This window comes from Olsenella phocaeensis (assembly GCF_048189965.1).
GTDB classification, from domain to species: Bacteria; Actinomycetota; Coriobacteriia; order Coriobacteriales; family Atopobiaceae; genus Olsenella_I; species Olsenella_I phocaeensis.
Window position 1 is genome coordinate 103,187 of record NZ_DBEZHV010000004.1, and the last position, 19,481, is coordinate 122,667.

A 19,481-nucleotide genomic window follows, 5' to 3' on the forward strand; every position below is an offset into this window, starting at 1 on the left:
CCCAATCATCATCCGAACGTAATCTATGCCTAAGGGTCGGTTAATCTTGGCCTGTCACCATGCAATCATCGGATGGCAGCGGTTGCCACCCACGCGACACCCGCAAGAGGAAGGGACGCATGGTCATGGACGACCTCGAGAAGGTAGAGCTCATTCGCGAGAAGACGGGCGTGGGCTACGCCGATGCCAAGCTGGCGCTCGACGCAAGCGGCGGCAACGTGCTGGATGCCATCGTCTACCTGGAAAACGAAGGCAAGGCGAGGCCCCAGACGGCAAGCTACTCCACCGCCGGCAGCGAGCAGGGTGGCATATCTCCCGAGATGGCGGAGGCCCAGGACGCCTACCGGCAGGCAAGCGAGGGAGGCAGGTTCGAGAGGGGCTTCGAGCGCTTCTGCGACGGCTGCCGCCGCGTGCTGAGGAAGGGCATCGATGTCACCTTCGTGGTGGATCGACACGGGCGGCGTATCCTGGCCGTGCCCGTCCTGGTCCTGGTGCTCGCCCTGTTCGCCTGGGCGATCACGCTGCCCGTGCTCGTCGTGGGCCTGTTCCTCGAGTGCCACTACCACTTCGAGGGGGTGGGCAGGGTGACCGTCGACGTCAACGAGGCCATGGACAAGGCGGCCTCGGGCGCGGAGTCCCTCAAGCGCGACGTCATGGGACACGAGAAAAGATAGGATTCGCGGTCGGGCCCGTGCGTTCGGGCCCGACCGCAAGACACGTCCGAACGGAAGCGGTGCATGAGCAGGATTCTTGTGGTCGAGGACGAGGCGAAGATCGCCCGCTTCGTGGAGCTCGAGCTGACACACGAGGGGTACGAGGTGGACAAGGCCGCCGACGGCAGGTCGGGGGTGGACGCCGCCCTCTCGGGTGACTACGACCTCGTCCTCCTCGACCTGCTCCTTCCTCAGCTGAACGGCCTCGAGGTGCTGCGCCGCATCCGCAGGGAGCGTGACGTCCCCGTCATCGTGCTCACCGCGCGAGACTCCGTGATGGACAAGGTCGCGGGGCTCGACGCAGGGGCCGACGACTACGTGACGAAGCCCTTCGCCATCGAGGAGCTGCTCGCTCGCATCCGCGTGGCGCTCAAGCGCCGGGAGGCGACCGCAGGCACCGCCTCGGCGGCCGACGCACCTGTCGCGGCTGCTACCGCAACGACGAGAGACGAGACCGGTCCCGCCGGGGACGACACCGACGGCAGCCCCAGGGATCCCGCGCGCCACGTGCTCAGCTCCAACGGCGTGATCCTGGACGTGGAGAGGCACGAGGTCACCGTCGCGGGCGAGGAGGTCCAGCTCACGAACCGCGAGTTCGAAGTCCTGCGCGCCCTCATGGAGAACGAGGGCATCGTCATGACGCGCGATCGGCTCCTGCAGCTGGCGTGTGGCTACGAGTACGCGGGCGAGACGAACGCCATCGACGTCTACGTGCGTCACATCCGCTCCAAGATCGACGACCGCTTTGGCATGAGGCTCGTGACGACCGTCCGCGGGGTGGGGTATGTCATCCGGGAGGGGTAGCGCCAGGGCGGTCAGGCAGGGCATGCCCTCCACCGCCCGTTCGATCAGCTGGAGCTTCTGGTGGAGAAGGCTGGCCGGGATGATTGCCTTCGACCTGTTCGTCTGCGTGGCGCTCGTGGCAAGCTTCGCAGTGCAGTGCGCCAGCAAGCTCCCCGAGGGGGCCCTGCGGGCCGGCTCCCCCAATGCCATTGCCTCCCTCGAGCTCGCCACGGACGGCGACAGGCCAGAGGCCCTGAGCCTGGACGTGTTGCTCGGCGACGGAACGAGGACGAGCTTCCCCATGGGAGACCTCTTCCGCCTCATGGGACCCGTCGCCGTCGCCGCCGGCTCATGGCAGCTCGTCTCGCTCCTCAGCCTGCCGGAAGACACCAGGCGCGTGCGGCGCAAGCTCCTTCCGCTGAACCAGCTGGCGTTGGACGCCGAGGCGATGGGCAGCGGCGCCGGCGGGATCGAGGCGGACAAGATGGAGAGCCTTGAGCAGGCCATCTCGCGCGCGACGGTCGACTCGCCGCGCGTCACCACCGGCGACCAGGACCTACAACCCATCGAGGTCGCGCTCAACGGACTTCTCAACCAGATGCAGAAGTCCCGGCAGCAGCAGACGAGGTTCGTCTCGGACGCCTCGCACGAGCTGCGCACGCCCATCGCCGTGATCAAGGGCTACGTGGACATGCTCGACAGATGGGGCAAGACGGACGAGGCCGTGCTCGAGGAGTCGATCGAGTCCCTGAAGGCCGAGACGGACCACATGCAGGAGCTCGTCGAGCAGCTGCTCTTCCTGGCCCGCGGGGACTCGGGCCGCAACGCGCTCCAGATGGCCCCCCTCAACTTGGCCGAGGTCACGGCAGACGTGTGGGAGGAGTCGTGCATGATCGATGACGCCCACCGCTACGCGCTCGAGAACCCCGAGGGGGCGGAGGGAGACCCCCGCTACCAGATGACGGGCGATCTGGCGATGGTCAAGCAGTCGATAAGGGTCATCGTCCAAAACGCGGCGAAGTACTCCCCGACCGGGTCGACCATCACCCTCGGTGCCAGAGCCAGGGACGGCCGCGTCTCGTACCAGGTGCAGGACGAGGGGATGGGCATGGGCGAGAGTGATGTGGCACACGCGTTCGAGAGGTTCTGGCGCGCGGACGAGGCGCGCGGCGGCGAGGTCGGCGGCACCGGGCTGGGACTCTCCATCGCCAAGTGGATCGTGGACGCGCACCAGGGGACGATCGACGTCGTCTCGCGCGAGGGCGTGGGCACGCGCTTCTCCGTGAGCTTTCCCGTCTCTGCGGATGGACGCGCCTGACGGGGGACGCCCCGTGCTTCTCCCCCGTAAAATGTCATGGCCCCACGGCGGCCGCCCGCCGTGGGGTGGCTATTCTCCCCTTTGCACGACTCGCAAGCCCGCAGAAGGAGCAGCGCATGAGGGAACTCGCCGACACCTGCCGCATCGCCGTGGTGCAGATGCAGCCCACGATCTTCGACCGCGACACCTGCGCCTCTCGGATGGTGGAGACGATCGATCACGTCTCGCGCGAGCGCCCCAGCGACCTCATCGTCTTCCCCGAGCTGGCGATTCCCGGTTACCCGCATGGCCTGACCTTCGGCTTCGTCACCGGTGCGCGCAAGCCAGCCGGCCAGCTCGACTGGAAGCGCTACTACGACGGCTCCGTCCTGGTCGACGGACCGGAGGTGGGGGCCATCGCCGAGGCGGCGCGCCGGGCCAGCAGCTGGGTGAGCGTGGGCATATCGGAGCGCGACGCCACGAGCGGCACGCTCTACAACAGCAACGTGGTCATCGACCCCGAAGGAAGGGTCGACGCCGTGCACCGCAAGCTCAAGCCCACGGGCCTCGAGCGCGTGGTGTGGGGAGACGCCCAGGACCACTACTTCCCCACCTCCGACACGCCCTGGGGGCCGATGGGCACCCTCATCTGCTGGGAGAGCTACATGCCCCTGGCGCGCGTCGCGCTGTACCAGAGGGGCGTGACCATCTACCTCGCCCCCAACACCAACTGCAACCCCGAGTGGCAGGCCACGCTGCGGCACATCGCCCTGGAGGGGCGCTGCTTCGTGGTCAACTGCGCGCCCTACGTCGAGCGAGCGGACTACCCGGCCGACCTGGCGGAGCCGGAGGAGGTCGAGGCGCTGGACGAGGTGGTGTACACGGGCGGGAGCTGCGTGGTCGACCCCTACGGACACTACGCCGCCGGCCCCCTGTGGGACGAGCCGGGCGTCATCTATGCCGAGCTCGACCTGCAGCAGGTGGCGGCGAGCAAGTGGGAGTTCGACCCCGTGGGCCACTATGCCCGGCCCGACGTGCTCGAGCTGCGCGTGAGCGACCGGTAGGACCTCGTTCGGCCGGTTCGTCCCTCCCGCACGTAACGATTCCGTGAGGATGTGAGCACCGGCTCAGCATCCCGACGGGCCACGCCGGGCTTCGGTGCATCATGCCTCTCATGCGAAGCGACGCAGACGACACAGACGTGACCGCACGGACGGACGCGGCCGAAGCCCACCACAGGGGCAGGCAGACCCCCGAGGAGAAGTTCCGGCAGATGACCGAGGAGCCCATCCGGCCCCTGATACTCTCGCTCGCCATGCCCTCGATCCTCTCCAACCTGGTCACCAGCATCTACAACCTGTCCGACACCTTCTTCGTGAGCAGCCTGGGCACCTCCGCGTCGGGTGCCATCGGCATCTCGTTCGTCGCGATGACCGCGATCCAGGCCATAGGCTTCTACTTCGGGCAGGGCACGGGCAATGCCATCTCGCGCCACCTTGGGGCGAGGGAGAGGGACGAGGCCTGCGTGCTTGCCACCACGGGCCTCGCCTGCACGCTGACGCTGGGGCTGGTCGTCGCCGTGCTGGGCAACGTCTTCATCGACCCCATCTGCCTCCTGGCCGGGTCGACCCCCACTATCCTCCCCTACGCGCGGCGCTTCGTGGGCATCATCCTCATGGGCGCGCCGTTCATGTGCAGCTCGCTCATGCTCAACATGCAGCTGCGCTTCGAGGGGGAGGCCTTCTACTCGATGGCGGCCATCATGACGGGCGCCGTGCTCAACATGGCGCTGACGCCGTTCTTGATCTACGTCTGCGGCATGGGGATCGCGGGCAGCGCGACCTCCACCGTCATCTGCGAGTTCATAAGCTTCTGTCTCCTGGTCTTCCAGATGCAGAGAGCGGGCATCACGCCGCTGGGCCTACGGTGGCTGCGGCATCCCACGAGGGAGATGGCGCTCAAGATCAACAACGGCGGCGTGCCGTCCTTCGTACGACAGATCATGCTGGGCGTGGCGACGACGCTGCTCAACGACGCCGCGCGGCCGTTTGGCGACGCGGCCATCGCGGGACTGGCCATCGTCCAGCGCATCTGCGGCTTCGGCAACTACGTGCAGATTGGCATCGGACAGGGCTTCCAGCCCCTCGTGGGATACAACTACGGGGCACGGCGCTTCGGGCGCATCCGGGAGGGCTATGCGTTCGCGGTGCGCGCGGCGCTGGTCGCGGTGTTCTCTGTGGGCGTGTTCACCTGCGCCTTCGCGCCGCAGCTGGTTGCCTTCTTCAACGACGACCCCGAGGTGGTGCGCATAGCCACGCTCACCCTGCGCGTCGAGAGCTTCACCATGTCCATCACGGGCATGGCCATGATCACCAACTTCCTGCTCCAGACCACGGGGCGCATGTGGCGCGCCACCATCCTGGGTGCCTGCAGGCTGGGCCTGGTGCTCGGCCCGGTCGTGACCGTGCTGCCGCACTTCATGGGGCTCCTGGGCGTGCAGCTGGCCCAGCCCCTGACCGACGTGATCACGGGCCTGGTGGCGCTGCCCATGGCGGCGAGCATCCTCGGCGAGCTTGGGCGCGAGGAGCGGGCGGCCTAACGAGCGCGACTCGATTCAGCTGCGGATCGATCCGCGGCTGCAGTGTGGTCTAGCTGCGCTTTGACTTGGACCGGCTGGCCTTGCCAGACTTGAGCCGGCGGGCCTCGTCCCTCTCCGCGTCGACCTCCGCCTGCACCTCGGCGAGCGCGGCGGCAAGGCGCTCCGCCTCCCCCTGGGCTGCAGCCACGGCCTCCTTGGCGGAGGCGAGACGGGCCGTGGCGTCCGCCTGGGCTTGGGACGCCCGCTCGACGGCAGCCTCGGCCTCGCCCGCGATCCAGCGCGCGGAGCCCAGGCGCTCGGCGGCCGCGTCTGCGGCCGACTGCGCCGCACCCGCCGCCTTCGTGGCCTCGGCCAGCAGCAGGGCGATGCGGTCCCTCTCGGCCCAGGCCTCGGCGGCGGCGACGCTGAGCTCCTCGTCCTCCTGCGCTGCCGCCTCGACGGACTCTGCCTCGTCGCGGGTGCGCTTGCGAGCGGCCCTGAGCTCGGACTTCGCCTGCTTCAGGGCCTCGGACGCCTCCCTGAGCTCGACCGCCGCGGCCTCGCTCTGGTCGGCGGCATGCTCCGCCTCGGTGCGTGCGGACGCGAGACGGGCGACCAGCTTGCGGTCGATGAGGCCGTTGGGCGCCAGGAGGCAGGGCAGCAACTGGCGTGCCTCCTCCTGCCACCAGAACCAGCTGGGCACGACGTCCCAGCCCCAGTACTCGAAGCTTGCCTCGAGCCCCAGCTCGCAGCAGAGTGCGTCGAGGCCACGCTGGGAGCCCAGGCCGAGCTCGTCGGAGGAGCGACCACAGACGAAGGCAAGCTGCTTGCCAGCAAGGGCCTTCATGCCCTTCGCGTCATTGGCAAGCGTTCGCACGATGTCGACGGGAGAGACGTCAAGCCACGCCTGGTCGGGGTCGGCTCCCGCAAACGCGCGCGCGTCATAGCTGCCCGACATCGCGAGGAGCCCGCCCAGCCTCTTGGGCTGTCGCAGCATGAGTGCCGTGGCGTTGAGCGCGCCGATGCTGGCACCGGCAACGAGCGGCAGCTCCTTGCTGGCGGAGTGCCGTGCCGCATAGGGAAGGAGCTCCTTCTCCACGTAGCCTTGCCATTGCTCAAGGTTGCGCAGGCGGTAGTCGTCCACGGCGCCGCGGGCGAGCCAGGTCTGCGCGTCCATGGACTCGGTGCAGAAGAGCTGCAGCTCTCCAGCCTCGATGCGCTCGCGAAGCGCCTCGACCATGCCGCCGTTCTCCCAGCTGGTGCTGCAGCCGTCCTCTGACGGGAAGGCGATGACCGCGCGTCCGGCATCGCCATAGACTGACACGTCGAACGACCTCTGCGCCAGCTTGCTTTGGATGCTGATGTCTGCCTGCTTCATGGGAGACCTCCGGTCTGGCTCGTCGGCGGCGCATCGCCCAGCGATGCCCTGGTATCCAGGCTTAATTGTACGCGCTCGAAGGACGGCCGAAGCGCCAGCGGGCCGCTCGCAGGCCACGCCTGGCGAGGGCGCACCGAAAAAATGCGCATTGGATTACGTTCAGGCGAGGGCATCCTGGGCAAACGCGGCGCGTCTCCACAATTCGACACTACCGTGCGCAGTTTTTTGGCGCACTAGTCCGATTCCCCAGCCAACCAGAGACAGATGCGCGTGACGAGTCCCCTTGGGAGCGGCTCGTCATACTCCAGGCGCAGCGTCCCCTTCGAGCTGCGGCGCGAGCCAAGCTCTTGGGCGAAGTGGTCGAGAGCGGCCGCTCCCGGGTAGATTCCGACATGGCTCGCGTAGCCCGCGAAGTGCAGAAGCAGCTTCCCGTCCAGCCGATAGCTGGGCATCTGCCACGAGATGGTCTCCTCGGCCCCTGGGAGAGCGTCAACGACAGTCGCCCTGAGCTCGTCCAGCAGGAGGCGACGCTCCGCAGGCTGGGCCTCTAGGTACTCGTCCGCCGTGCGAGGTCCCGCGACGACGTCAGGGGCCTCGGGGCCGCCCACCTCCGCACCGCCCGACGACGTCGCATCCTTCTCCTTGCGGGACGGACGGTGCTCCATGCCCATGTACACGCCACCGCGCGCAAGCTCGTCCAACATCTGGGCGATACGCCGCTCGCGCGTGGCCGGAAGCTTGGCGCGGTCAATCCAACCCAGGTAGTCGTTTCGTTGGTAGGCGGGGCGCTGGTCGTAGTCCACCCTCAGCCCGCGAGACTCGAGCAGCTCAAGGACGTCCTGCGGCATGGGGTTCCTCGCGCGCATACCATCCTCCCTTGGTTATTTAAACGAGAGACGCAGCCAAGTTAAACGAGAGACGCAGTCAAAGACGGCACCGGGCTTCATGCTGAGCAGATATCGACAGGCGACAAACACTGTATTTTTGGAAAATCATACATAAACGGAACCAGATATTACCTGCTAGATGCAGAAAAAATGCAGGAATTCGGTTACCATGGCACAGATACGATGGAATTTGACAAAGACGCCCTTCTGGAGAAGACAGACCAAACACACGAGAGGAAGGCCCGCCATGAAGAACAGGCTCTTTGCCCTTTTGGGCATGGTGCTGGCATTCTGCATCTGCCTACCCCTAGGCATGCGGACAGCCCTTGCCGAGAGTGACCACCCCATCTATGTGAACGGCTCCACCGGGTCTGACAGCAACCCCGGCACGGAGGATGCGCCGGTGAAGACCTTCGCCAAGGTCAAGGAGCTGCTGCCCGGCTCGGGCTTCGACTTCGCCTACGTGAGCGGGGCGCTCAAGCCCTCTGGCGACGAGACCTGGGACCTCGGCGGCAAGATGCTCCAGCGGGCGTCTGGTTACTACGGCGAGCTCATCCATGTCGGGGGAGGCGCGAAGCTGACGCTCGCCAACATCGTCGTAGATGGCGGCATTGACAACGGCAGCTGGGCAGAGTGCACGGGCGGCTCAGGCGAAGGCGGATCCATCGTTGGCGTGTTCGACGGCGGTGCGCTGACGATCGCCGAGGGCGCCACGTTGCAGAACAACTACATCCGCAGCGAGGGGCATTGGTACCCCGAGGCAGGAGGCGGGGTCTTCGCGAAGGATGCGGGCACCACGGTGAACGTCGAAGGCGGCACCATCCGCAACAACTCCGCCGTCCGCGGCGGCGGCATCTACGGCTGCGATAATGCCGTCATCAACATGTCAAGCGGCACCATCACGGGCAACCACGCCGTCGATGGCACAAACAGCAACCCCGATCTTGATCAACGCTATGGCGGTTCCGGCGGCGGCATCTGCGTGTTCGATGGTGCCGACATCAACCTCTCGGGCGGCACCATATCCGGCAACGATGCCTTCGAGCGGGGCGGCGGCATCTCGGTAGGCACGTTCTTCGGTCCGAGCAGCCGCTGCGAGCTCATGATAACCGGCGGCACGATCGACGGCAACAGCGCCGGGAGCGGTGGCGGCGGCATCTTCGTGCAGTACGGCGACGATTCCGCCTATAGCATCGCGACCATCACCGGCGGCAGCATCACCAACAACGCCATGACGGGCGAAGGCGATGAAAACGGCATGTTCGGCGGCGGCGGCATCTACGTCAACGGCATCGGTGACGGATATACCGGCTGGCACGACGCCGAGCTCTACCTCTCGAACGTCGAGGTGGCTAACAACTCGACGAAGGTCTACGGCGGCGGCTATGCTGCCTGCCCCGCCTCCGTCACCGAGATCAACCTGACTAACGGCTCGGTCTTCTACAACAACAAGGCCGACGAGGGCGCCAACGAGCTCTACATCCTCGCCGCGACCTGGCTCGGCACCCACAGCGGCAACCCTCCCTACGAGATCTCGCCCTCCATGCTCGGCGGTGGCGCCTACAGGTGGACCTACGACGACGGCAGCGAGGTTCCCCTCGACGACCTCAAGGGCGTGCTGGATGCCTGGTCCGGTCAGGAGCTCTCGCTCGGTAACGCGCTGACCAAGGACGATCCGGGCGTGCAAAAGGCACTCGGTTTGGCGAAGGTTCACATCACGGGCAACAGCTCCGCCACACGCGGTGGCGGTATCGGCTCCAACGGCACCGTGTTCATCGGCAAGTCCGTCGAGACCACCGAGATCAAGGTCACCAAGACCTGGAACGACGGCTCCGAGCAGAACGCCACCCATCCGGGCTCGGTGCTGGTCAACCTCTATCGCGACGGCCAGTACGTGGGCTTCCAGAAGGTCACCCCCGACTCCGACGGCAACTGGACGGCGACCTTCCAGAACCTCCCCAAGAACGACCCCAGCGGCCACGTGTACGACTACACCGTCGAAGAGCGCAAGGTCGAGGGCTACGTCCCCGAGGTCAGCGGCAGTGCCGCAGAGGGCTTCGCCATCACCAACACCCCCGCCACCTCCGTCCAGGTGAAGAAGAGCTGGGTCGGTCCCGTCGCAGGACCCGTGACGGTAAAGCTCCTGGCAGACGGCCACGACACGGACAGGGAGCTCGCACTCAACGAAGGGAGCGGCTGGAAGGGCAGCTTCGACGACCTGCCCAAGTATGCCGAGGACGGTCACGCGATCGCATACTCCGTGCGGGAGTCCGACGTACCCGACGGCTACGAGGCCAGCAATCCGGCGGGTGACGCAGCGACCGGCTTCACCATCACGAACACCAACGTCGAGAAGGTCCACGTCCAGGGAAGCAAGACCTGGGACGACGACAACGACCGCGACGGCCTGCGACCCGCGAGCATCACGGTGCGGCTCCTCGCCGGCCAGACGGAGGTCGCAAGCAAGGAGGTCACGGCAGAGCAGGGCTGGAGCTGGGACTTTGGCGAGCTGCCGAAGTACGACGGCAACGGCAGTCCCATCAGCTACCGGATCGTCGAGGACAAGGTCGAGGGCTATGCGAGCACGACGTCCGAAACCGGCTTCGACGTCACCAACACGCACTCCCCCAGCGTCACCTTCGTCAAGGTGGAGAAGGTCTGGGACGACGCGGGCAACGCCTCCGGCAAGCGTCCCGCCTCGGTGCGCGTGCAGCTGATGGCCAACGGCAAGGCCACGGGCGACGCGGTTGAGCTCTCCGCCGCCAACGGCTGGAAGCACAGCTGGGACAAGCTGCCCGTCAACGAGACCGGCAAGAAGGTCACCTACGCGGTCCAGGAGGTCGAGGTCCCCGACGGCTACGCCTCCGAGGTCACGGGGAACGCTGGTGAGGGCTTCACGATCACCAACAAGCTGACCACCACCCCTCCCGACAAGACCCCCAAGAAGCCGAAGCCCGCGACGCCCAAGACCGGGGATGACAGCGCCTCGCCCATCGCTCCCCTGCTCGCGTCGGCATGCGCCCTGAGTGCGGGACTCGCCCTGCGACGCGGCGCGCGTCGCGAGGACTAGCACCAGGCAAGAGTACCCACGACACCGATTGACGGTCCAGGCGGCCAGCGGAGTCAACTCCGTTGGCCGCCTTCTCGTTGGCATGACGGACGGAACGGATACGCCACCCGCGTTGCCAGCACACCAATGTTTGGCGCGAACCCCTAGCGTGCGTTCCTGACGAGAGCGGCCAGACGCGCGGCAACGGACGCGACGTCACTCTCACCAAGACTTGAGTAGCTCATCACGAAGGCGTGCCGGTCGGCCTCGGGCGCCTCGCCCCCGGCGTAGAAGCCGCTCATCGCCCGCAAGGGCACGCCCGCCTCGCGGCACGCGCGCTCGAGCCCCTGGTCGCTCGTGCCGGAAGGCAGCTCCAACCGTAGGACGAAATGCAGCCCCGCGTCCTTTGACCTCACGTCCGCGAGACGCACCCCAAGCTCCCCCTCGAGCGCGAGGAGAAGCTGGTCCCGCAGGTGGCGACAGCGCGTGCGCGTTCGGTTCACGTGCCGCTCGAAGCTGCCGGACTCTATGACGCGCGCCAGGACGAGCTGGTCGACGGTGCCCACGGTGCCCGACGCGAACGAGAGCTCGTCTCGCCAGCGCCGCGCCAGGGCCTCGGGCAGCACGGCGTACGCCACACGGAAGGCCGGGCCAAGGCTCTTGGTGAAGGTGTTGGTGTATATCACACGGCCCGCGACGTCGACGGACTGCAGCGTAGGCGCCGGCAGGCCCGAAAGGCGGAACTCGCAGTCGTAGTCGTCCTCGACCACGTAGCGCCGGGGACGCTCCGCCGCCCAGGCCAGGAGCTCGTAGCGGCGGCCAACCGGCATGACGACACCCGTGGGGAACTGGTGGGACGGCGTGACGTGCGCGACGTCGGCGCCGTTCGACCTGAGGCCGTCCACGACGAGGCCCGCCACGTCCATTCCCACGGGGACGACACGCACGCCGCTGGCCTGGTAGAGGCGGCGCAGCTGGGGATATCCGGGGTCCTCCACCGCAAAGCAGAGGTCCCGGCCCAGGAGCTGCGCCAGCATGGCGTCGAGCAGCTTGGAGCCGGCGCCCACCACGACCTGGTCCGGCGTGGCCGCGAGCCCGCGCGTCTGGGCCAGATGGCGACAGATGGCGGCGCGCAGGCAGGGTGACCCCAGGGGATCGGTCTGCCCGAGCAGGGAGCGCTCGTCCTCCTCGGCAAGCACCTCGCGTGTGATGCGCGCCCAGTTGCGAAGGGAGAAGAGGCCCGCTGAGCCCAGCTCCGCCTCCTCGTCGGGGAGGGTGGGAACGAATCGTTGCGCCCCGGACCCATGGGCTGGCTCCGACGCCGAGGCGTGGCTCGGAACGAGGGGCCGCGCGACTCTCGCCCGCCCGGAGATGCCCCGTGCCACGAAGTAGCCCCGGCGCTCGGCAGACTCGACGTAGCCTTCGGCCAGGAGCTGGCGATACGCCGCCTCCACCGTGATCACGCTCACGCCCAGGTGCTCCGCCAGGCGACGCTTGGAGGGCAGCCGGTCGCCCGCCATGAGCCGCGCCGACTCTATGTCTGCCCGCAGGCACTTGTAGAGGTGCGCGTACAGCGTGTCGCTGCCACGCCGTCCCATGTCGTAGGTAAGCATTTCTGACCCTGTTCTGGACTGGTACTGACCTTGTTGATTAATCATCTATTGGATATAGCGACAATATCAGACTCAATCTAGCCTTTGGTTCGTGACACCAGACGGCCTGCGCAGACGGGCGGGGGCACACGACCAAGGGAGAATGGCATGGCAACGGAGCAGACAGGCAAGGACCAGGCGGTGGCCAACCGCGAGTTCGCTCGGTCACTGGCGGGCGGCGTCATCATGGACGTCACCACGCCCGAGCAGGCGCGCGTCGCGGAGGAGGCGGGCGCGGTCGCGGTCATGGCCCTGGAGCGCATACCGGCAGACATCCGCGCGGCAGGTGGCGTGTCCCGCATGAGCGACCCCAAGATGATCAGGGGAATCCAGGAGGCGGTGGGCATCCCCGTCATGGCGAAGTGCCGCATCGGGCACTTCGCCGAGGCGCAGGTCCTCCAGGCGATCGGCATCGACTTCATCGACGAGAGCGAGGTACTCTCGCCCGCGGACGACCTGAACCACATCGACAAGACCGGCTTCGCGGCGCCCTTCGTCTGCGGCGCGCGCGACCTGGGCGAGGCGCTGCGTCGCATCGCCGAGGGGGCGGCGATGATCCGCACCAAGGGCGAGGCCGGCACGGGTGACGTGGTGCAAGCCGTAAGCCACATGCGCAAGATGAACGCGCAGATCCGGCAGGTCCAGAGCCTGCGTGGCGACGAGCTCTTCGAGTTCGCCAAGGAGCTGCAGGTGCCCCTGGGGCTGCTGAGGCGCGTTCATGACGAGGGCAGGCTACCCGTGGTCAACTTCGCCGCCGGTGGCGTGGCGACCCCGGCGGACGCGGCGCTCATGATGCAGCTGGGCTCTGAGGGCGTCTTCGTCGGGTCGGGCATCTTCAAGAGCGGCAACCCCGCCAAGAGGGCTGCGGCCATCGTCGAGGCCGTGCGCCACTACGAGGACGCCGAGCTCGTCGCCCGCGTGAGCGAGGACCTGGGCGAGGCCATGGTTGGCCTCAACGAGGACGAGGTAACGCTGCTCATGGCCAAGCGCGGGAGGTAGGGGCCGCAGGCGCGCCCGGACAGGCCGGAACGGAAGGCTCAGCCGCCAGGCCGTTGGGCGCGACCTGCACGACCTACATTTCAGGCGCAACGGGCGCGGCGCGGTCACCCAGTTCGGTGGTCGCACCGCGTCTTGCGCGCCGATACTCGGAGGGGTGCCAAGAAACTGTACATTGGATTTCTTTCAGGCGACAAAATCCTGGGTAAACGTCCCTCGCCTCCACAACTCTGAGGAATCATGCGCAGTTTTTCCCACGAAGTCTGATAGGCCGCGCGCGATAAGAATTGGATGTCGGGTATCAGGATAAAGAGCGCAGGCGAGGCCGCCGTCCCAGGAACGACCACCCACCCATTCCGCGCGCCCGATGGCTCCTACCTGGTTGAGGGCAAGCGCGTCAGCGGCTTCACCAACATGGAGGAGAAGCTCAACCGCACGGCGAAGGCCATGCCCTTCTCACCCGAGGACGAAATCGGCAAGCGCGGCGGCAGGTTCACCAAGAGGCCGCCGTTCAGCACGTTCGCCGTCGCTGACGGGCGCCTGATTAGCGGCCAGAACCCCATGTCGGCCGCCAAGACCGCCACGCTGCTCGTCGAGGCCCTGCAGGCGTAGGCGGCAGGGCCCACGGCCGGGGCGGGCAGGGCCCCCGCGTCCTTGCCCGCTACCCTAGCAGTCCCCGGTAGATCTGCTCATCCCGGGCGAGGAACACGTCAAAGACCACCTGGTCGACCGCACCGGGATGCTCGTCGAGCCAGTTGCGGACGGAGCCCACAGCGATGCGCGCCGCTTCCTCCTGAGGGAAGCCGAAGAGCCCCGTGCTGATACAGCAGAAGGCGACGCTACGGTCGCCCGTCTCGCTCGCGGCGTCGAGGCAGCTCGCATAGCAGTCTGCCAGCTGGCGTCGGTGCAGGTTCGTGGGCGCGCCTCCCGCAATGGGCCCCACGGTGTGGACGACGTGGCGCGCCGGCAGGTTGTACGCCGACGTCAGCTTGGCCTGGCCCGTCGGCTCCTCGTGGCGCTGCGCCGCCATGAGCCGCGCACACTCCTCGCGCAGCTGCACCCCCGCGTAGCTGTGGATCGCGTTGTCTATGCAGTGGTGTCCAGGCACCCAGCAGCCCAGGAGCTGGCTGTTGGCGGCGTTGACGATGGAATCGACCTCGATTGCGGTGATGTCGCCGCGCCAGACGGAGAGGCGCCCGTCGACGTCACTGCGCGGCAGCTCCGTGGCACGCACGATGCCCTTCTCCTGGGCAAGCTCGCGCAGAAGCCGGTCCTGGCGCACATAGAACTCGTCGCTCGTCCGACGCGGCTCACGCAGGTTCATCAGCGCCCTGAGGTAGGGCCAGAGCTGGCCCGGCTCCGTGGCCGAGGCGCGGCTGGCCGAGCCGCGCTCCTCCTCGAGGTGGTCGATGAGCCACCTGAGCTCTGACTCCCTCTTGTCCCCAATGGCACCCATGGCACCTATGCCCCCTCGGCGAGCTTCGCCCTCAGCCCAGAGATCACCTTCGCCGCGTCGTCGCGAATCAGGATCGCGCGATCCGCCAGCACGGCGGGGACCAGCGACTCCATGGCGTTGACCTGCGCGTACGTCGCCTGCTCTTCCCATTGGCATCGCGACCCCCCCGTTTCCGCAAGCATTTCCGTCCATTCTTACCCAAGCGAGAGGGGCTCTGGCGCATGATGCCCTCGCTTCTTCTTGCCTGTATTTTTCTTCCTTTTTGCTAGAATATGCTTTCGTACGTAAGAAACATGCCACTGCCATGGCTTCGCGTCGATGCGCTGCCACGCAGTCGCCCTCTTGGTGCAAGCCAGACAGAAGGTCCCACATGTCCAAGCGCGACGCCAAGATCCTCGAGCTGCTCACAGTCGAGAAGAAGATGGAGGTCACGCGCCTGTCGGAGCGGCTCGGCGTCTCCAACGTCACCATGCGCAAGGACCTCGACTCGCTCCAGGACCGCGGCCTCGTGCTGCGCGAGCACGGCTTTGCCCTCCTTGCCAACCCCAACGACGTGAGCGGGCGCCTGGCGTACCACTACGAGGAGAAGCGTCGCATCGCCCAGCGCGCGGCCGAGCTCGTGCCCGACGGCTCCACCATCATGATCGAGAGCGGCAGCTGCTGTGCCATCCTCGCACGCGAGCTCGCCGTCCAGAAGCAGGGCGTGACCGTGGTCACCAATAGCGTCTTCATAGCCAACTACCTGCGTGACTTCCCGAGCGTCGAGGCAATCCTGCTGGGCGGGATCATGCAGCGCGACTCCCAGGTCACCGTGGGTCCGCTCCTGCGCACCTGTGCCCGCGAGTTTGCGGTCGACCACCTCTTCGTGGGAGCGGACGGCTGGATCGACGGCGTGGGCTTCACCAACGGCGACCAGATGCGCGCCGAGGCGGACCGCACGATGGCAGAGTCGGCCGGACACGTGGTCGTGCTCACGGAGTCCGAGAAGTTCCGCCAGCACGGCGCCATCCCCCTGCGCTTCGGGGACAAGCCGCTGAGCGTCGTGACCGACCCCGGCCTGGGCTATGAGACCCTCCGGAGGCTGGAGCAGATGGGAATCGAGACCCTGATCGCGTGACGAGGCCACGACGTGCCGACGGCGCGGCGCAAGGGCCGGGCGAGAGACCCGTGCCTGCCTTGCGGCGGGCGGTACCCCTCCACGCCCTCCCAGCCACCCCCAGCTAGAAGAACGCGCGCACGCCCTCGTCCGCGTAGGCGCGCGCGTACTCCACGAGATTCTCCTCGTGCAGGTTCGTCTTGCCCGCAAGGGCATAGGGCCGCTCGAGAAGCGCGTACTTCGACTCCCCGAGGTTGTGGAAGGGAAGAAGCTGCACCTGGTCCAGGCCCAGGCCGCGCAGCAGCCGCGCCATCTGGCGCGCGTCCTCGATGTCGGCGTTGAAGCCCGGCACCACCGGCGTGCGCACCAGCACGTCCCGGCCAGCCCCCACGGCCCAGCTCAGGTTGGCGAGCGGCAGCTCGTTGCCGTCGCCCGTCCTCGCGCGATGCGCCGCCGCGTCCCAGTGCTTCATGTCCACGAGCAGGTGGTCCACCAGCGGTGCCACACGGGCGAAGACCTCCTGGGGCACGTAGGCCTCGGTCTCGAGGCAGCTGTCTATGCCCTCCTTGCGCAGGCGACCCAGGAACTCGACGCAGAAGTCGGGCCAGAGCAGCGCCTCCCCTCCCGAGAGCGTCACCCCGCCGCCGGAGTCCTCGTAGAAGGGTTTGTCCTGCAGGCAGAGTGCCAGCAGCCCCTCGACGTCGCGCGTCCTCCCCACCACGCTGAGCGCATGGCCGGGGCACTCTGCCACCGCACGCGCGGCGGCCTCCGAGCACGCGTCGACACCATGCAGGTCCACGTGCCGCCTGCCGCCCGTCACGCGCTCGCCCGCCCCAGCGCAGAGATTGACGCAATGCCCGCAGCCCACGCAGGAGGCGCGCACCCACTCCAGCTCTGGCTCGCGCCGCTGGCTCTCTGGGTTGGCGCACCACTGGCAGCGCAGGGGGCAGCCCTTCAGGAAGACGACGGTACGAATACCCGGGCCGTCGTTCAGGCTGAACTTCTGGACGTTGAAGACGGTCGCCGTCTGCATACTGCCTCCGCGGGGACGTTTTTCTCGCCTTGACTTCTCTTCCGTGTCACCTATCATTATATTTACGTTCGTAAGTATATATTATTTCTTACGTAATTAGGAGAACGGATGGAGAACGCACGGCACTTTGGGTCTCTCACCCCGCGCATGCAGGCGTATCGCGAGGAGGTCCTGGACGAGAAGCCCTTCGTCGACGCCGAGCGCGCCGTCCTCTGCACCGAGTCCTACCGCCAGACCGGTAGCCAACCCCCCGTCCTGAGGCGCGCGCTCTCGTTCGCGCACATCCTGGACAACATGAGCATCTACATCGAGGACAAGACCCTCCTCGCAGGCAGCCAGGCCACCAAGAACTGCAACGCGCCCGTCTTCCCCGAGTACACGCTGGGCTTCGTCCTGGACGAGCTCGACGAGTTCGACAAGCGCGACGGTGACGTCTTCCACGTGACCGACGAGGACAAGGCGCGCATCCGTTCCATCGCCCCCTTCTGGGAAGGCAACACCCTGCGCGAGCGCGGCCTGGCGCTCCTGCCCGACGAGGTCTCGGTCTTCATGGAGACGGGCGTCTTTGGCATGGAGGGCAAGCTCAACGCGGGCGACGCGCACCTGGCCATCAACCACGCGCGCCTGCTGCGCGAGGGACTGCGTGGCTACGAGGAGCGCACGCGTGCGGCGATGGGCGCGCTCGACCTCACCGACCCCGAGTCCGTCGACAGGCTGGCGTTCTACCGCGCCGTCCTGACGGTCATCCCCGCCGTCCGCCGCTGGGCCCGGCGCTACGCTGGCCTCGCGCGCGAGCTCGCGGCCCGACAGGACGACCCCGCGCGCAGGGCCGAGCTCGAGCGCATGGCCGCCACCTGCGAGCGCGTGCCCTACGAGCCCGCCCGGAGCTTCCGCGAGGCCGTGCAGGCGGTGTGGTTCTCGCAGGTCCTGCTGCAGATCGAGTCAAACGGCCACTCGCTCTCGTACGGCCGCCTCGACCAGTACCTGCTCCCCTACTACCAGGCGGACGTCGAGGGCGGCGCCATCACCCGCGACGAGGCGCTCGAGCTGCTCTGCAACCTCTGGATCAAGTCGCTCACGGTGCAGAAGGTCCGGAGCCAGTCGCACACGCTCTCGTCGGCCGGCAGCCCCATGTACCAGAACGTCACCATCGGCGGACAGACCACGGCCCGCGAGGACGCCGTCAACGAGCTTTCGTACCTCGTCCTGCAGTCCGTGGCGCAGACCCGCCTGACCCAGCCCAACCTCACCGTGCGCTACCACGCGGGCATCGACAAGCGCTTCTTGGACGAGTGCGTCGAGGTCATGAAGCTCGGGTTTGGCATGCCCGCCCTTAACAACGACGAGGTCATCATCCCCTCGTTCGTCAAGTGGGGCGTCGCCGAGGAGGACGCGTACGACTACTCTGCCATCGGCTGCGTCGAGACCGCCGTCCCGGGCAAGTGGGGCTATCGTTGCACCGGCATGAGCTACCTCAACTTCCCCCGACTGCTCCTCTGCTGCATGAACGGCGGCGTCGACCTCACCACCGGCAGGCGCTTCACCAAGGACTACGGCCACTTCACGCAGATGAGCAGCTACGACGAGCTGCTTGCCGCCTGGGACAAGACCATCCGCGAGATGACTCGCTACTCCGTCATCGTCGAGAACTTCATCGACAAGGCCTCCGAGCGTGACGTGCCCGACGTCCTCTGCTCCGCCCTCACCGACGACTGCATCGCCCGCGGCAAGACCATCAAGGAGGGTGGCGCCGTCTACGACTTCATCAGCGGTCTGCAGGTGGGCATCGCCAACATGGCCGACAGCCTCGCCGCCATCAAGAAGCTCGTGTTCGAGGAGGGCAGGATCGGGCGGCAGGAGCTCTGGGACGCGCTGCTCGACGACTTCCAGTCCCCCCAGGGCAAGCGCGTCCAGGAGCTCCTCGTGAACGATGCCCCCAAGTACGGCAACGACATCGACTACGTCGACGACCTGGTGGTCGAGGCCTACGACTCCTACATCGACGAGATCGCGAAGTACCCTTCTACGCGCCACGACCGCGGCCCAATCGGCGGCATTCGCTACGCAGGCACGAGCTCCATCAGCGCCAACGTGGGGCAGGGCATGGGCACCATGGCGACGCCCGACGGTCGCCACGCCCACGAGCCGCTTGCCGAGGGCTGCAGCCCCGCGCACAACTGCGACAGGCAGGGCCCCACGGCCGTGTTCAAGTCCATCACCAAGCTTCCCACCGAGAAGATCACCGGCGGCGTGCTGCTCAACCAGAAGCTGACCCCCACCATGCTCTCGCGCGACGAGAACAAGCAGAAGCTCGAACTCATGCTCCAGACCTACTTCAACCGCCTGCACGGCTACCACGTCCAGTTCAACGTGGTCTCGCGCGAGACGCTGATCGACGCGCAGAAGCACCCCGAGGACCACAAGGACCTCATCGTGCGCGTCGCGGGCTACAGCGCCTTCTTCAACGCGCTCAGCAAGTCCACGCAGGACGACATCATCGGGCGCACCGAGCAGACGCTCTAGAATCAGGAAGCAACAGGGCAGGAAGGACCAGGGGAGAGGA

General features: G+C 67.1%; 15 protein-coding genes. 10 read left to right on the top strand and 5 right to left on the bottom strand.

Going from position 1 to position 19,481, the window contains the following annotated elements:
• Positions 1–119 precede the first annotated feature (119 nt).
• The 5 genes from ACMPH2_RS01025 (at position 120) to ACMPH2_RS01045 (ending at position 5,392) form a co-directional block, all read left to right on the top strand.
• Positions 120–674 carry a UBA domain-containing protein gene (locus ACMPH2_RS01025; protein ID WP_009278506.1) on the top strand — a complete coding sequence of 185 codons (555 nt, stop codon included), beginning with the start codon at positions 120–122 and terminating at the stop codon, positions 672–674.
• A 63-nt stretch (positions 675–737) separates the two neighbouring features.
• Positions 738–1,517, top strand: a complete 780-nt coding sequence (locus ACMPH2_RS01030; RefSeq protein WP_303132026.1) for a response regulator transcription factor — start codon at positions 738–740, stop codon at positions 1,515–1,517.
• 79 nt (positions 1,518–1,596) lie between these two features.
• The gene (locus tag ACMPH2_RS01035; protein ID WP_417118373.1) at positions 1,597–2,814 is read left to right on the top strand and encodes a sensor histidine kinase; all 1,218 of its coding nucleotides are present in this window, start codon (positions 1,597–1,599) and stop codon (positions 2,812–2,814) included.
• 116 nt (positions 2,815–2,930) lie between these two features.
• Positions 2,931–3,857 (top strand): carbon-nitrogen hydrolase family protein, encoded by a 927-nt coding sequence (locus tag ACMPH2_RS01040; RefSeq protein ID WP_417118374.1) that lies wholly within the window; start codon positions 2,931–2,933, stop codon positions 3,855–3,857.
• A 137-nt stretch (positions 3,858–3,994) separates the two neighbouring features.
• Complete coding sequence (locus ACMPH2_RS01045; protein ID WP_417118375.1) at positions 3,995–5,392, top strand: MATE family efflux transporter; 1,398 nt, start codon at positions 3,995–3,997, stop codon at positions 5,390–5,392.
• A gap of 49 nt (positions 5,393–5,441) precedes the next feature.
• Here ACMPH2_RS01045 and ACMPH2_RS01050 read toward each other — a convergent pair whose 3' ends face one another.
• Positions 5,442–6,749: an alpha/beta hydrolase-fold protein gene (locus ACMPH2_RS01050; protein WP_417118376.1), complete on the bottom strand. Its 1,308-nt coding sequence runs from the start codon at positions 6,747–6,749 to the stop codon at positions 5,442–5,444.
• A 233-nt stretch (positions 6,750–6,982) separates the two neighbouring features.
• Positions 6,983–7,615 (bottom strand): DUF1801 domain-containing protein, encoded by a 633-nt coding sequence (locus ACMPH2_RS01055; protein WP_417118377.1) that lies wholly within the window; start codon positions 7,613–7,615, stop codon positions 6,983–6,985.
• Between the two features lie 268 nt (positions 7,616–7,883).
• Between ACMPH2_RS01055 and ACMPH2_RS01060 the strand changes: the two genes are divergently transcribed.
• Complete coding sequence (locus ACMPH2_RS01060; protein WP_417118378.1) at positions 7,884–10,706, top strand: Cna B-type domain-containing protein; 2,823 nt, start codon at positions 7,884–7,886, stop codon at positions 10,704–10,706.
• Between the two features lie 143 nt (positions 10,707–10,849).
• Here the strand turns inward: ACMPH2_RS01060 and pdxR are convergent, their stop codons facing one another.
• Positions 10,850–12,298 (bottom strand): MocR-like pyridoxine biosynthesis transcription factor PdxR, encoded by a 1,449-nt coding sequence (pdxR, locus tag ACMPH2_RS01065; protein WP_417118379.1) that lies wholly within the window; start codon positions 12,296–12,298, stop codon positions 10,850–10,852.
• 147 nt (positions 12,299–12,445) lie between these two features.
• Between pdxR and pdxS the strand changes: the two genes are divergently transcribed.
• Together pdxS and ACMPH2_RS01075 are read left to right on the top strand one after the other, a co-directional pair.
• Entirely contained in the window at positions 12,446–13,336 is an 891-nt protein-coding gene (gene pdxS / locus ACMPH2_RS01070) for a pyridoxal 5'-phosphate synthase lyase subunit PdxS (protein ID WP_417118380.1), read from the top strand.
• Between the two features lie 288 nt (positions 13,337–13,624).
• Positions 13,625–13,945 (top strand): type 1 glutamine amidotransferase family protein, encoded by a 321-nt coding sequence (locus tag ACMPH2_RS01075; RefSeq protein WP_072499755.1) that lies wholly within the window; start codon positions 13,625–13,627, stop codon positions 13,943–13,945.
• A gap of 49 nt (positions 13,946–13,994) precedes the next feature.
• Here the strand turns inward: ACMPH2_RS01075 and ACMPH2_RS01080 are convergent, their stop codons facing one another.
• On the bottom strand, positions 13,995–14,789 hold the full coding sequence (locus tag ACMPH2_RS01080; protein ID WP_417118381.1) for a protein-ADP-ribose hydrolase: 795 nt from the start codon (positions 14,787–14,789) through the stop codon (positions 13,995–13,997).
• Positions 14,790–15,159: 370 nt separating this feature from the next.
• Between ACMPH2_RS01080 and ACMPH2_RS01085 the strand changes: the two genes are divergently transcribed.
• Complete coding sequence (locus tag ACMPH2_RS01085; RefSeq protein ID WP_314639976.1) at positions 15,160–15,906, top strand: DeoR/GlpR family DNA-binding transcription regulator; 747 nt, start codon at positions 15,160–15,162, stop codon at positions 15,904–15,906.
• Positions 15,907–16,009: 103 nt separating this feature from the next.
• On the opposite strand, the gene ACMPH2_RS01090 is transcribed toward ACMPH2_RS01085, so the two are convergent.
• A complete protein-coding gene (locus tag ACMPH2_RS01090) occupies positions 16,010–16,918 on the bottom strand; it encodes a glycyl-radical enzyme activating protein (RefSeq protein ID WP_314639977.1) in 909 nt (302 codons plus the stop codon).
• Positions 16,919–17,026: 108 nt separating this feature from the next.
• Between ACMPH2_RS01090 and ACMPH2_RS01095 the strand changes: the two genes are divergently transcribed.
• A complete protein-coding gene (locus ACMPH2_RS01095; protein ID WP_417118382.1) occupies positions 17,027–19,441 on the top strand; it encodes a glycyl radical protein in 2,415 nt (804 codons plus the stop codon).
• Positions 19,442–19,481: the final 40 nt, after the last annotated feature.